The 14,156-nt window shown below is 47.2% G+C and carries 12 protein-coding genes and 1 riboswitch; of the genes, 8 read left to right on the top strand and 4 right to left on the bottom strand.

What is annotated here, in order from left to right:
- Window positions 1-184 precede the first annotated feature (184 nt).
- From CXL14_RS01210 to CXL14_RS01175, 8 genes are all read left to right on the top strand, one after another.
- Window positions 185-1,270 (top strand): hypothetical protein, encoded by a 1,086-nt coding sequence (locus CXL14_RS01210; RefSeq protein WP_014416936.1) that lies wholly within the window; start codon window positions 185-187, stop codon window positions 1,268-1,270.
- The gene (locus CXL14_RS01205) at window positions 1,251-2,099 is read left to right on the top strand and encodes a diguanylate cyclase domain-containing protein (RefSeq protein ID WP_014416937.1); all 849 of its coding nucleotides are present in this window, start codon (window positions 1,251-1,253) and stop codon (window positions 2,097-2,099) included. Before CXL14_RS01210 ends, CXL14_RS01205 begins: the two co-directional genes overlap by 20 nt.
- Window positions 2,089-3,816, top strand: a complete 1,728-nt coding sequence (locus tag CXL14_RS01200; RefSeq protein WP_014416938.1) for a DUF2334 domain-containing protein — start codon at window positions 2,089-2,091, stop codon at window positions 3,814-3,816. The genes CXL14_RS01205 and CXL14_RS01200 overlap by 11 nt, the downstream gene beginning before the upstream one ends.
- Complete coding sequence (locus CXL14_RS01195; protein ID WP_014416939.1) at window positions 3,809-5,071, top strand: glycosyltransferase family 2 protein; 1,263 nt, start codon at window positions 3,809-3,811, stop codon at window positions 5,069-5,071. The genes CXL14_RS01200 and CXL14_RS01195 overlap by 8 nt, the downstream gene beginning before the upstream one ends.
- A gap of 5 nt (window positions 5,072-5,076) precedes the next feature.
- Window positions 5,077-7,182, top strand: coding sequence for a cellulose biosynthesis cyclic di-GMP-binding regulatory protein BcsB (locus tag CXL14_RS01190; protein ID WP_014416940.1), 2,106 nt, complete (start codon window positions 5,077-5,079; stop codon window positions 7,180-7,182).
- A 134-nt stretch (window positions 7,183-7,316) separates the two neighbouring features.
- Window positions 7,317-7,463, top strand: a riboswitch (cyclic di-AMP (ydaO/yuaA leader).
- Between the two features lie 156 nt (window positions 7,464-7,619).
- The gene (locus CXL14_RS01185) at window positions 7,620-9,440 is read left to right on the top strand and encodes an APC family permease (RefSeq protein WP_014416941.1); all 1,821 of its coding nucleotides are present in this window, start codon (window positions 7,620-7,622) and stop codon (window positions 9,438-9,440) included.
- Between the two features lie 53 nt (window positions 9,441-9,493).
- Window positions 9,494-9,940 (top strand): NUDIX hydrolase, encoded by a 447-nt coding sequence (locus CXL14_RS01180; RefSeq protein WP_014416942.1) that lies wholly within the window; start codon window positions 9,494-9,496, stop codon window positions 9,938-9,940.
- Between the two features lie 57 nt (window positions 9,941-9,997).
- Window positions 9,998-11,719: a pyruvate oxidase gene (locus CXL14_RS01175; RefSeq protein ID WP_014416943.1), complete on the top strand. Its 1,722-nt coding sequence runs from the start codon at window positions 9,998-10,000 to the stop codon at window positions 11,717-11,719.
- Between the two features lie 59 nt (window positions 11,720-11,778).
- Here CXL14_RS01175 and CXL14_RS20610 read toward each other — a convergent pair whose 3' ends face one another.
- From CXL14_RS20610 to CXL14_RS01150, 4 genes are all read right to left on the bottom strand, one after another.
- Complete coding sequence (locus CXL14_RS20610; protein ID WP_032863956.1) at window positions 11,779-12,012, bottom strand: hypothetical protein; 234 nt, start codon at window positions 12,010-12,012, stop codon at window positions 11,779-11,781.
- Window positions 12,013-12,392: 380 nt separating this feature from the next.
- Entirely contained in the window at window positions 12,393-12,950 is a 558-nt protein-coding gene (locus CXL14_RS01160) for a hypothetical protein (protein ID WP_014720742.1), read from the bottom strand.
- A 96-nt stretch (window positions 12,951-13,046) separates the two neighbouring features.
- On the bottom strand, window positions 13,047-13,664 hold the full coding sequence (locus tag CXL14_RS20310; protein WP_014416945.1) for a hypothetical protein: 618 nt from the start codon (window positions 13,662-13,664) through the stop codon (window positions 13,047-13,049).
- Window positions 13,665-13,847: 183 nt separating this feature from the next.
- Entirely contained in the window at window positions 13,848-14,114 is a 267-nt protein-coding gene (locus tag CXL14_RS01150) for a hypothetical protein (RefSeq protein WP_014416946.1), read from the bottom strand.
- Between the last annotated feature and the right edge of the window lie 42 nt (window positions 14,115-14,156).

Genomic DNA, 14,156 nt, shown 5'->3' with positions numbered 1-14,156 from the left:
TTTTACTGTAATGGGAATACGATCCTGTGAAGAGGGAAAAGGTGAGCAGGCGGCGCTCCCATTTAAAATTTCCCAATGTGAAAAAATGCTAGTATTCTTTTATCGTTTCCTATATAGTAAAAATACTTTGTGAAAAAATAAGATATGGGTCTAAAAAAGGATTTGTAAAATAGGAGGATAGACTGTGAAGCAATTCGTTTTTCGTCTGATTATCCTTTTGATTTCAATCGTTCTGACGGCAGGGTGCGCGGAGGCCGGCACTGAAAAACAGGCGGCGGCCGAATCGTCCGGACCGCTTCAGCCCGCAGAGCATTTTATTTATCATAAATTGATGAACGGGCGGGGGATGATCCGGACGAACATATCCGGTGAGCCGGAATATTTATCTGAGTCTCTCGGACTATGGATGGCATTTTTGCTGAACAGGAAAGATGAACGGCAGTTTCAAGCGCAATATCAGCTTCTCACCGATTCGTTTCTGACGAAAAACGGGCTCGTGTCGTGGAAGATTGACGGGAATAAAGCGAGCGGCATCAATGCCTTAATTGATGATTTCAGAATCATGAACTGTCTGAATGAGGCCGGAACCCTGTGGGGTAACAGTGAATACGGGAAAACAGCGGTGCAGATCGGGAAGGCGCTGGAAAAATACAATACGAATGACGGGTATTTTACGGATTATTATGATGCCGCTTCAAATGCCGCATCAAAGACCGTGACGTTGTCCTATGTCGACCCCGGCGCCTTACAGATGCTCAGAGAAAAGGGGATTATCGATGAGAAAACGGAAAACCGGAACCTTGATGTTCTCAATCTTGCGCCCCTGAAAAATGGTTTTCTGCCGAAATCGTTCAATACTGAAACAAAGGAATACAAATATGACAGCGAAGTGAATGTCATCGACCAGCTGTACGCCGCCGTGAATCTGAAGCGGGGCGATGACAAAGCCGCCGTGCTGTCAAAATGGATCATAGAAGAATGGAAGTCGCGCGGACAGCTGTACGGACGGTACATCGCAGACACGAAGGAGCCGGCGGTTCAATACGAATCACCGTCCGTTTACGCCCTGGCCGTTCTTTTTTTAGCAGAACAAAAAGCTGATCCGGCTGTCATCAAGCCGCTTTATGAAAGAATGACTTCATTTGAAACACTGGACACGCTGAAACCTGATTACGGCGGCTATATGAGCGGGGGCGATACACATTCTTTCGATAACCTGCTGCCGCTTCTGGCTGAAAGGAAATTGTTTAATGAAAATATCATTCAATGAATCACAAAAACTGTGCAGCTACACAGCAGTTATGCTGGTGCTGCTGTCTTTTTTTATTTACTATGCGTCTCAGCAATCCGCAGGGCTTCTGATAACCTGCATCACATTGCTTGTCACGGGAGCCGGCATATGGTTCGGGGCAATCTACGCGCTCGTCATCACCTTACTCGTCTTATTTGTTCTCGGCAGCCTGCTCCTGTGGTTTCAGACCGGGGGCTTTATGGCGTCTGCCGGTGCCGAAAGTCTGCAGGTGCTGGTCATTTGGGGGATTGCGCTGCTGCTCTTTTCTTACATAGCGGGAAGGATTCACGAGTTGGCGAAGGGGCTTGAGCGCTCAGTGAAACAGCTGCGTGAAGAGATTACGAGCTTTGTCGCCGTCGACAGGGTGACCGGCTTTGACAACCATCTGCGGATGAAGCTGGAGCTTTCTGAGGAAATCAAGCGGGCGGAACGCTACGGCAATTCCTTCGTCTTTTTGCTGCTGCACATGCATTATTTCAAGGAATTCAAATCCCTCTACGGAGAAAAAGAGACCGACCGCCTGCTGGCATTTATCAGCCGCCAAATCCGGTCAAGCGTTCGGGAAACAGACAAAAAATTCAGGCCGTCCGCCGAACGGTTCGGCATCGTGCTGACCCATACGCCTGAAGAAAACATGCCAGCCGTTCTGGCGAAGCTGAAAAAGGAATTGGATACGTACCGGCTGCAAAACGGTAAATACGTCTCCATCACCTTCCGTGTATGTTACTTGGCGTACCGAAAGGATTTACAAACGGCCGAGCAATTTTTAAATGAACTGGAAAACGAGATGATGATGAATGAACTCTAAATGGATACGTCTCTTACTCTCGGCGCTCTTCATGATTTCGGCGGTTTATGTTCCCCTTACGGCGGAAGCAAAAGACAAAAAGGACGGCATTCTCATTATTTATACAAGCACGGACGGCAAAGAAACCGCTGAGGTCAAAATGCTTGATCTGACCGCGGGCCATTTCTCATCAGCCGTCACCGTGAAAAGCGACGGAGACATCACAGCCGCGGACCTCAAAAAGAATCGGCGCGTCATCTATTACGGCGTCACGAAAAAAAAGCTCAGCACATCATTTGTGTCTCTGATCAGCAGCATGCCGCAGCAGCTTATCAGCATCGGCTATAACGCCGGACAGTTCCGCCAATTTGCGGGTTTGTCCCTGACAGAGAAAGAAACTGTATACCGCATTTACAGCAAGAAAGAAAAAATAGACATGCCGCTTGAAAAAGGAATGTCCGTGCTCGGCGTATCGGGAGTAAAAGGAAAGCCCCTTTATACATACCGGTCCGGTGACGGCAGCACCCGCCCTTTTATGTGGAAAACGGCGCGCTCTGACTATTATTTCGGTGTGACGAGCCTGTTAAATGATTCGTTTCTGACGGCGAAAGCGCTGCGCAGCGCTTTCGGAGAATCAGAAGGCGGCACCCTCCTTTACTTGCGGCTTGAAGACATCAGTCCGATGTCAGATGAAACATTGCTTTACGAAGCGGGCGCTTACCTGCATAAAAGACACATTCCGTTTATTCTGGCGGTCATTCCGGTCTATCTCAATCCGGAAAACGGAGAAAAAGTATACCTGGCGGACAAGCCGAAAATGGTCAGCGTCCTGAAAAAACTTCAGCAAATGGGCGGCAGCATCATTATTCACGGCTACACGCACGCATACCGATACAGCGAAACGGGAGAAGGCTTTGAATTTTGGGATGCCAAAGCGGATCAGCCGATTACGTCAGAAAATGCGGATGATACTCCGGTCAAGCTTGAAAAGGAACAGGATTTTCCGAATGAAAAAGCGTACCGGGCGTATGTGAAGCCTTTCCGTGAAAAAGAAAACATCTACACGAGAACGAAGCTGGAGCAGGCGATTGACGATCTGACAGAGCTCGGCCTTTACCCGCTGTCATTCGAAGCGCCGCACTATACGATGTCTGAAGAAGGCTACAAAATCGCATCTTCTTATTTCTCCAGCATTTTCGGACAAGTGCAGCTCAGCGGCACGACGTGGAAAACCTCGGGCGCCCCTCCGTTCGTCTCAAAGCCGGCTATGCTGGACGGGATGACGCTGTACCCTGAAACAATCGGTTATGCCGATAACTCAAAGGAAAATCCGCTCGGAGATATGGAGAATCATATTTCGCAGATGATTGATTTCGGCGGCGGAACGGCGGGCGGTTTCTACCATCCGTATCTCGGCATGAAATACCTCCCCGAGCTCGTCAATCAGATGGAGCGGATTCCCGGCGGCGAGTGGCTCGATCTGAAGAAAACGAAGCAAACGGTAACGTCGGACAGCGTCAGGATCAAAACGGACGGGGACGGAACCATTCATGTGGAAAACAAGATTCATCCGATAACGGCCTTTTTCAATCACCATCAGCAGACGCCTCTGGAAAAAGCGCTTTGGATTCTCTCCGGCGTGGTGTTATTGTTTATCATCATGTTCGCCTGCTACGTTCTTTATTTGCGCGCCACATTAAAAAAACGAATCTTTAAGGAGAGAAGAAGCCTTGAGTAACATTCTGTTTTTTATCTCATTAAGTTTAATATGGGTGATGCTTCTCTATCATATGTTTCTGATGCAGGGCGGATTCAGGCATTATATGACCTTCGAACGGAACATTCCGAAATGGCGCGCAAAGATGGGGGAGCTCCCGAAGGTCAGCGTGCTCATTCCCGCGCATAATGAGGAGGTCGTCATCAGGCAGACGCTGAAGGCGATGGTGAACCTGTATTATCCGAAAGACAGGCTTGAGATCATCGTCGTTAATGATAATTCCTCCGACCGGACGGGAGACATCGTCAATGAATTTTCCCGTCAGTATGACTTCATTAAAATGGTCATCACAAAGCCCCCGAACGCCGGAAAAGGAAAATCTTCGGCGCTGAACTCAGGGTTCGCGGAATCGAACGGAGACGTGATCTGCGTGTATGATGCGGACAATACGCCGGAAAAAATGGCGGTGTACTACCTGGTTCTCGGTCTGATGAATGATGAGAAAGCGGGAGCGGTTGTCGGGAAATTCCGTGTCATCAACGCGGCCAAAACGATCCTGACGAAGTTTATCAATATTGAAACCATCTGCTTTCAGTGGATGGCGCAGAGCGGCAGATGGAAATGGTTCAAAATCGCCACCATCCCGGGGACAAACTTCGCGATCAGGCGGAGCATTATCGAACAGCTCGGCGGCTGGGATGATAAGGCGCTGGCGGAGGATACCGAGCTGACCATCCGCGTGTATAATCTCGGCTACCATATCCGCTTTTTCCCGGCGGCCGTGACATGGGAGCAGGAGCCTGAGACATGGAAGGTCTGGTGGCGTCAGCGGACAAGATGGGCGCGGGGCAACCAATACGTGGTTCTCAAGTTTTTATCCCAATTTTTCAAGCTGAAACGCAAGCGGATCATCTTCGATCTGTTTTATTTCTTTTTTACGTATTTTTTGTTTTTCTTCGGTGTGATCATGTCAAACACGATTTTTATCATCAATCTTTTTTACGACCTGCATCTGGCAGTCGGGTTTTTGGCGATGATTTTGTGGATACTGGCCTTTTTCCTGTTTATGACTGAGGTCATGATTACTTTAAGCATTGAAAAAACAGAAATGAACAAACAAAACTTCTTTATCGTATTTCTGATGTACTTTACATACTCTCAGGCTTGGATCGTGCTCGTCATCTGGTCATTATTCACAGAGATCAAGCACCGCTTGTTCAAGCAGGAAGTCAGGTGGTACAAAACGGAGCGATACAATCAAAATAAAAGCGGGTGACCTTTTTGAAAAAAGCGATCATATTGATAACTGGCCTTTTGCTATTGATGTATAACGGGCAGGCGGCCGCGGCCCGGGAACTGAAAACGGACGGTTCCGCCCTCGGAACAAGCGCCGGCGCAAAAGAGCAGCAGGCGCTGACTGGCGATCTGATGACACTGTACGGGGCGAAAGACAGCGCAGAGCTGACCTATCAGATTCCTGCGGGAGCTTCGAATGCCGATCAGTCGCTTCTGATTGATTACGAGGCGTCAAACTTATTAATTGCCCCGTCTTCTTTAACCATCGCCATTGATGATGAACCCGTCAAATCTATAAAGCTTGACGGCAGTTCCAAGCGGAAAACGGTGAAGCTCAATCTCAGCAAAAGCCAATCCGCCCAAGGCTATCACAATGTATCATTACGATTTTACGGCGTATTAAAAGAGGGCGTCTGCGTCAGGCAGGATACGTCAGGCAACTGGATAAAAATTTATCCGGACAGCCGCCTTGTACTTTCAGAAGCAAGCAAGTCAAAGGGAGCGGATCTCGGCCATTTCCCGTATCCGTTTGCCCAATCAGGCAATACGGGTGAAGAAACCGATATTATTCTTCCTGACAAACCGACCTCGGCGGAAGCTGAAGCCGCAGTCAAAACAGAAGCATTTCTGAAAACGGCAGACAGCAGGCTGAAGGTATCCTATGTAAAAGAATCCGACGCCGGCAAAATCAGCAATCCGTCAATTGTCATCGGCGCTGATCAGCATTGGAACGGGAAAATAAAAGAACTTTTCGAACAGGGGAACATCAAAGCGGAAGACAACAAACTTCTTCTCGCTGAACGGGTTCTGACATCAGGGGACAAACGGCAGCCCGTCCTGTTTGTCACGGCGCAATCAGACAAAACGCTGGCGGATAAAATCCGCGTCATCACAGACAGCGCTTATTCAGCTCAGCTGGGCGGAGATACTTTGACAATCGGCCGCCTTCAGCCCGCTGCGGAAAAGACAGGCAATAAACTGACATTAGAGGACTTCGGCGCGGGAAATGTAACGATCGGATCAAACAAAACGGCGTCAGAGCACTTCTTTTACCCTGCGGCGGCCGCTGTTGATAAAGACGGTAAGGTCAAGCTTTCACTTACATTAAAAACGTCGGAATCGATCCGGACGAAGGCGGATTCAGCAAATGACGCCGAGAGAGCGGAGCTGAACGTCATGGTCAACGGACAGCCGAATGCGGTGCGTCTTGATGATCTCGGCAATAAAGATAAAGACGGCTTTTACCACGTCTCAATCCCGATTGATCCGAAGCTTTTGCGAAGCAGCAGGTACATTGATCTGCAATTTGTCACATCAGGCTTGAAACATAACAATCCGTGTATCGACCGTGACGAAAACAAATGGGTCTATATTGATAAAAGCAGCACGCTGACGTATCCGGTAAGCGATGCGGCGCAGAAAGCTGATTTCGGGCAATGGCCGCTCCCGTTTGCGGGCGGCGGGAAAGAGAAAACAGTGATCGTCATCCCGGATGACGTAAACATGCAGACACTGAAAGAGCTTTCTCTGGTGGCGGATTCATTCGGAAACGGCTTTACCGTAAAGACGGCATCAGACATGAAGGAAGCGGATGCCAAAGGCCGGAATGTTGTGTTTATCGGAGGCCTGCCGCAAATTCCGCTTTTGAAATCAAACGCCTCTAAGCTTCTCGTGCCCTCAGACCGCAGCGGAGCTTACGATGTCTCTTCGTTTCAAATGCTGAATGAGACAACGAAACAAGTCGCGTTTACACAGGAATCACCTTGGGACTCCGGCCGGAGCATCGCTGTTTTTGCTCCGTTATCAGGAAGCGGCGCGTCTGTCACAAAAGAGCTGATCAGCTTTTTAGACAGCACAAGCGATGCCGCAACCGTCATTAACGAAACGGCCGGCCGGCAGCTGTTTTCGAATCATCAGCAAATCAAGTCCGATGACAGCAGTCCGGCGGCTGATACGAAAAGCCGTTCCGCAGCACTGAACGTTACGTATATTGCTGTGTTCGCGGCGCTTATGATCATTGCGGCCGGTCTGATCTGGCTGACGGCAAGAAGGAAAAAAAGAAAAACGGATCATGAAAAAAGCGAAGAGTAATGAAGGAAAAAGAGGCCGTTAACAGGCCTCTTTTTTTGTATTTTCATTTCCATTTTTGGCGGTGATTTTTTTATTTTTGAAACAGCATAAAAGCCCCTTTACAACTGAACGGGACGGGAGTATGATCTCTTTTATAATCTATATCGCTTAATCTGTAATCAGAGCGGGGGAACCAATTTGCGGCGCGTGATGCCGCTTGGGGTGAATCCTTTTTCAGGTAGGGCCAACTCTCATCAGCCCGAATCCGACAGCTAACCTCGTAAGCGTTCATGAGAGGAGATGAATGAAACCTGTGCACGATTATGGCGCAGGGGCATCCGTTTGCCTCTGTGTCTTTTTGCTGTGCTGAAATATGGCATGCAATCGTTATTCGGAGACATCATAGCAGTAAGGGTTTGTAAATCAAACGGAAAATGAAAAAAAGGGGAAAACAACAAATGTACCATTCAATCAAAAGATTTTTGATTGGGAAACCGCTGAAATCACAGGCGGCCGGAGAGCAGAAACTCACGAAACTCAAGGCGCTCGCCATGCTTTCTTCAGACGCGCTGTCATCAGTTGCTTACGGAACGGAACAGATTCTGATCATTTTGGCTGCGGTAAGCGCGGCCGCGTTTTGGTATTCCATTCCGATCGCAGCCGGTGTTCTCATTTTGCTGCTAGCTTTGATTCTGTCCTACAGACAGATTATTTACGCTTATCCGCAAGGCGGGGGCGCTTATATGGTTTCAAAAGAAAACCTTGGTGAGAAGCCGGGTCTGATTGCGGGCGGCTCATTGCTTGTTGATTATATTCTGACGGTGGCGGTAAGCATTTCTGCCGGAACTGACGCCATTACATCGGCATTTCCGGCCCTGCACCCGTATCATTTGCTCATTGCTGTTTTGCTTGTAATTCTGATTATGATTTTAAATTTGAGAGGACTGTCAGAGTCGGCGTCCATTTTGGCGTATCCCGTCTATCTGTTTGTGGCGGCGCTTGTCCTTTTGATCGTCGTCGGACTGTTTAAGCTCATGACGGGCCAGGTTCATCCGGCCGAACACACGCCGATCGGCACACCCGTGGCGGGCATCACGCTGTTTTTGCTGCTGAAGGCCTTTTCATCCGGCTGTTCGGCACTGACCGGTGTGGAAGCCATTTCAAACGCGATCCCGGCCTTTAAAAATCCTCCGGCAAAAAACGCGGCCCGCACTTTGGCCATGATGGGGATTCTGCTGGCGATCTTATTTACGGGGATTACGGTGCTGGCGTACGGATACGGCACGGGACCGAAGCATGACGAGACCGTTATTTCGCAAATCGCCGCGGAAACTTTCGGACGGCATACGGTGTATTATTTCATTCAAGGCGTTACATCCTTGATTCTCGTGCTTGCGGCGAATACGGGCTTTTCCGCTTTTCCGCAGCTGGCGTTTAATTTAGCGCGCGATCAGTATATGCCGAGAATGTTTACGGTACGAGGCGACCGATTAGGATTTTCAAACGGAATCATCTTTCTCGGTATCGCGTCCATCTTGCTCATTCTTTTATTCGGCGGCCGAACGGAACATTTAATTCCGCTTTATGCCGTCGGCGTGTTCATTCCGTTTACGCTGTCGCAGACGGGAATGTGCATCAAGTGGATCAGGCAGAAGCCGAAGGGCTGGGCGGTAAAAATGCTGATCAACTCATGCGGCGCCGCCATTTCATTTATGGTGCTGTGTATTTTATTCGCGACGAAGTTCAATCTTGTCTGGCCGGTGCTGTTATTCATGCCTGCTGTCGTCATGCTGTTTTTCGTCATTAAAAATCACTACACCGCGGTCGGCGAACAGCTGCGGGTCGTTGATCAGCAGCCTGAGGAAATCAGGGGAACCGTCGTCATCGTGCCTGTCGCTGGTGTCACCACCGTCGTCCAAAAATCGATTCAGTATGCGAAATCATTATCGGATCAGGTCATTGCGGTTCATGTTTCCTTTGACAAAGAAAACGAAAAAAAGGTGGAAAAGCGCTGGGAAGAGCTTCATAACGGCGTCCGCCTCGTCACCCTGCATTCCTCATACCGCAGTTTGGTTCACCCGTTTGATAAGTTTTTAGAAACGGTCGAACAAAAAGCGAAAAAAGAACAGTTCTCCGTGATGGTGCTGTTTCCGCAATTCATTACGAAAAAACGCTGGCAGACCATCCTTCACAACCAATCAGCCTTTTTACTCCGAGTCCGGCTGTTTTGGAAGAAGGACATCATCGTCGCCACCCTGCCGTATCATTTTAAAAAGTAACGGCAAAGACCGCAGGCTTTAATGCCGCGGTCTTTTTTGTAAAGGAGGACGCCATGGCTCAAGGCGCTTTTGTCATCATTCAAAATGACGGGCGGGACATATTGCTCGTAAAACGAAAAGACATTCCCTTATGGGATTTGCCCGGGGGCAGGATCGCAGAAGGTGAAACACCTGAATCCGCAGCCGTAAGAGAGGCCTTCGAAGAAACCGGTTATAACGTGACCATCATAAAAAAAGCCGGTGAGTATGAAAGGCCGGCATTTGAAGATACACAACATGTCTTCATCGGAGCCATTACCGGAGGAACACCGCTGATGAACGGGCCGGAAACCGCCGCATTACGCTGGTTTTCCCCAAACCGGCTGCCGCTGTTCATGGTGCCGAACAGAAAACGGCAAATAAAAGACGGACTCAATGGGGCGGCAAATCGTAAGGAAGTCCTTAAAGACCGAAATCTGTTATCCATCCTTGATCTGCTGAGAAAAAAGCTGAGAGTATAGCCTGTGTTTCAACCCGTATGAAAAAGGGGATGAATACAGGTAAAAGGAGGATGCAGTATGCCAAGTAAAACAGCAGGACACGTAATGACGGAGCTGCTTGAACAATGGGGAGTCGGTCATATATACGGCATTCCCGGAGACAGCATTAATGAATTTATCGAAGAACTGAGACATGAACGAAATAACCTGACATTCATCCAAACCCGGCACGAAGAAGTCGCAGCCCTGGCTGCCGCGGCTGAGGCAAAACTGACCGGGCAGATCGGTGTCTGCCTTTCAATCGCAGGACCGGGGGCCGTTCATCTGCTGAACGGTTTATACGACGCCAAAGCGGACGGCGTTCCGGTGCTGGCGATTGCGGGACAGGTGGCTTCCGATGAAATCGGCCGTGACAGCTTTCAGGAAATCAAATTAGAGCAAATGTTTGAGGACGTGGCGGTATTCAACCAGCAAGTACATACGGCAGAAGCGCTGCCCGATCTTCTGAATCAGGCGATCCGCACGGCTTACAGCAAAAAAGGCGTTGCCGTTTTAACCGTTTCTGATGATTTATTCGCGCAAAAAATCAAACGGGAGCCGGTTTACACATCGCCGATATACCTCAAAGCCGATATAGAGCCGAAAAAAGAACATCTCGTGACATGCGCGCAATATATTAACAACGCAAAAAAACCGGTCATTCTCGCCGGCCAAGGGTTAAAATCGGCAAAAGAGGAGCTGCTCGCATTCGCCGATAAAGCGGCCGCTCCGATTGTCATTACCCTTCCGGCAAAAGGCGTCGTGCCTGACAGCCATCCCCACTTTCTCGGGAATCTCGGGCAAATCGGCACAAAGCCCGCCTACGAAGCAATGGAGGAATGCGATCTGCTGATCATGCTCGGTACGTCGTTCCCATACAGGGATTATCTCCCGGATGATACGCCTGCTATTCAGCTTGATTCGGATCCGGCGAAAATCGGGAAGCGCTATCCCGTCAATGCGGGAATCGTCAGTGATGCGGCTCTGGGGCTGAAAGAGCTGACGGAATACATTGAATATAAAGAAGACAGAAGATTTTTGGACGCCTGCACCGAGCACATGAAGCATTGGTGGAAGGAAATCGAAAAGGATGAAACTGAAGCGACTCATCCGCTCAAGCCGCAGCAGGTCATTGCCCGGCTTCAGGATGCCGCCGCAGAGGACGCCGTCCTGTCGGTGGATGTCGGAACGGTTACGGTGTGGATGGCCCGCCATTTTAAGATGAAGAAGCAGGACTTTATCGTCTCAAGCTGGCTCGCCACGATGGGATGCGGGCTTCCGGGAGCCATTGCCGCAAGCCTTGCCGAACCTGAGCGGCAGTCCATCGCCATTTGCGGAGACGGCGGATTTTCAATGGTGATGCAGGACCTGCCGACGGCTGTTAAATATAAACTGCCGATTACGGTTGTCATATTAAACAACGAAAATTTAGGCATGATTGAATATGAACAGCGGGTCAAAGGCAACATTGACTACGTCACCCAGCTGCAAAATATGGATTACGCCGCTTTTGCAGAAAGCTGCGGGGCAAAAGGCATCAAAGTGACGAAACACGAGGAATTGGCTCCCGCTTTTCATGAAGCGCTCAACTCAAATGAGCCGGTCGTCATCGACGCCGTCATCGGCGACGAGCCGCCGCTTCCGGGAAAAATCACTTACGGCCAAGCGAAGGGCTTCAGCAAATACATGCTGAAAAACTTCTTTGAAAACCAAAAAATCGAAATGCCGTCACTCAAGAAAAGCTTAAAACGGCTGTTTTAAGAAGCCGGCGCTTATAAAACGATGGCTGATTAAAAAACTCGTGAAGAATCAATGCAGTTTCATCTCAAGAACAGCCAGAGAGCGGTCACAACAGCGATCATAAAGTAATCTCCATCATTCAGTGTAGTTCCATTTTTGACAAACACAAGTGCCGTCCGGTTTGTACTTTGTCCCTTTGGGGATTTTAAGCGCGCAATGTTCTTCCCTATATTGTAATAAACAATTTTAAACAAATAATATGCCAGCGAACAGAGTAAAAAGAGCAACATGAACTTGCCAATAAACAATATCATGTTTCATTACTCCCTTTTGCAGTTTTTTCGTTTGAATATATGACGGAAAAGTCAGGATGTTATATAAAAGGAGAAGTATTTTACAGAGGCTGGTGTTATTCATTAATGAACGGTTCGCCGCAACATCCCCAGATCCGGAATCATTTCAAAACGAAAGAGAAGCCCGAGGATTATTAAAAAACAGTCCCTAAGTTGTCCGCTTTTTTTTGAAAATTTGATCTAAGATGAACATAAAGAGGGTGAATAAGAAGGACACCGTAATCATATCTATCAGAAATATATTAGGAGTATCTTTTATTAATAGCAGCCATACCACCTGCAAAACTAAAGAAATAGAAAAATAGAATATATATGTCATGATCCTCATATCAGTTACCTCCTTAGCCTAATTTCTCTTTTGTGATCTTATCCAAATTAGTGAAAAGGATATCCAATCCCGAAAATAAGAAAGTGATGAACAATGAAAGAAGAATTTCTCCACCTTGAAATATAGATATGTTCTCAATGATATGATTGGAAACGTATTGAATTGAGAAGTAAACAGCAGCCCATGCAAAAATGAATTCAAGGATATAGGCTGACCAAGCAGGCAATGTCAAAACATGAGTCATTCCTTTTACAATTGCCGTAAGGATTAGCATATAAACTAAAGCTAAAATACTGACGACGACAGAAAATATGTATAAGTCTGAAAGTGAACCATATATGATGTAATCCCCGAAAAAATGATGTATTGTTACAGCTGCAAAACAAATAATCATGCTGGGGACAGTCACAGCGAAGAACAGAGAGAATCCAATAAGTACGATGAATGCTGCATGAGCTAAGCGGTTTGGCGGTGTATCCACGATCTCTTTTTTTAATAGGATCATAAAAATAAGAGATGAAATCACAAGGCAGCATAAGAAAGTGAGCAAAACAGTAAAAAAGACAGTCATGTGACATCTCCAATGAAAAAGTGCTATTAGAGTGAATCTAACAGCACTTTGCATTTACTTCATACGTATTTTCCTGACGATCATTTATGAATGATTTTAAAATGCTTTCATTGCTAAAGTTGTCAAATGAGCGAGGTTTTTAGCCTGGCTGTCAGAAAGTCCGGACTTTTTAAGTGAAAGATAAAGATTCTTTTCCACGTCAGTCCAGCTTAAGGCGACATACTCGTTCAGCATTTTCTTTAAAACCGGTTCTATGTGTTGATTGAAAACGGATTCAAGTTCATTTCTTATTTTCTTTCCTGCTAATTTTTCAACAAGATTGAATAATTTTGTTTTATTTTTCAGCACTTCTCTGATTACATCTTTGACTGGTTTTGACACAGATGCATCGCTTTGTGCTTTAAGTCCGTAGGAAAATTGCGTATCAGTCTGATAAAAAAATGATTTGGTCGTTCCAGTGGCATTGGCAGTATTATTATGATTTTCTTTAGCTAAGGATGCGGGGACAAAAGTAGTAGTTACAAGGGCTAAAGATGCGGCAAACAGAATGCCTTTAGCTGCGTGTCTAATGGGAAATCCTCCTTTAGAAATGTAGTGTAGAGAGAAATGAAAGACTATGTATTTAGGCGGGACCGATATGATCCGCTTTGAACATTTTCCCCTCTCAGATACCATTCTATCAATAGGTATTTTTGGGGTAAATAGGATTTTCATACAGTATTTTTCTTATAATTCAAAATCTTCTTTAGCAGGATTCATTTTGGCTGCAGTTTCGATGATGGGACATGGGCTGAAGCCTATATAACACATGTACAGGCTGATTGAGGCGGAATCACATTATCGGAGCGGTTTATAATTCAGGGTTAATGAATAAAAATAAACAGGCGGCATGCCTGTTTATTTTCGTTTGCGTGAAAGAGCGAAGAAAAACGGGAAGGCGGAGCCGGCCAATAACGTACCGAATAAAAACATGCCCCCGATGAACACATGATAGTTCACCCCGCCGATCCAAAGCCCCGTGATTAAGGAAACGATGCTTAATGCGATCATCAAAAAGCCGGGAATCAGACGTTTCTTACCCGTTGTCCGATAAGCAAAAAGAGAACAGAAGATGCCGATGACAATCGGCACAATCCACAGATAAAAAAGGATAAATACTGACATAAGCAAAACTCCGATTTTTCTTCTATCATACCAAAAACGCCC

Origin of the sequence: Bacillus sp. SJ-10, assembly GCF_002843505.1 — a bacterium.
In the GTDB taxonomy this organism is placed as follows: Bacteria; Bacillota; Bacilli; order Bacillales; family Bacillaceae; genus Bacillus; species Bacillus velezensis.
This window is presented reverse-complemented; position numbering and strand designations above follow the sequence as displayed.

Coding starts and splice junctions, on each gene's coding strand:
- CXL14_RS01160 (WP_014720742.1), bottom strand. CDS start 12,950: ATGACTGTCTTTTTTACTGTTTTGCTCACTTTCTTATGCTGCCTTGTG.
- CXL14_RS20310 (WP_014416945.1), bottom strand. CDS start 13,664: ATGAAAATCCTATTTACCCCAAAAATACCTATTGATAGAATGGTATCT.
- CXL14_RS01175 (WP_014416943.1), top strand. CDS start 9,998: ATGCCAAGTAAAACAGCAGGACACGTAATGACGGAGCTGCTTGAACAA.
- CXL14_RS20610 (WP_032863956.1), bottom strand. CDS start 12,012: ATGATATTGTTTATTGGCAAGTTCATGTTGCTCTTTTTACTCTGTTCG.
- CXL14_RS01180 (WP_014416942.1), top strand. CDS start 9,494: ATGGCTCAAGGCGCTTTTGTCATCATTCAAAATGACGGGCGGGACATA.
- CXL14_RS01205 (WP_014416937.1), top strand. CDS start 1,251: ATGAAAATATCATTCAATGAATCACAAAAACTGTGCAGCTACACAGCA.
- CXL14_RS01200 (WP_014416938.1), top strand. CDS start 2,089: ATGAACTCTAAATGGATACGTCTCTTACTCTCGGCGCTCTTCATGATT.
- CXL14_RS01150 (WP_014416946.1), bottom strand. CDS start 14,114: ATGTCAGTATTTATCCTTTTTTATCTGTGGATTGTGCCGATTGTCATC.
- CXL14_RS01185 (WP_014416941.1), top strand. CDS start 7,620: ATGTACCATTCAATCAAAAGATTTTTGATTGGGAAACCGCTGAAATCA.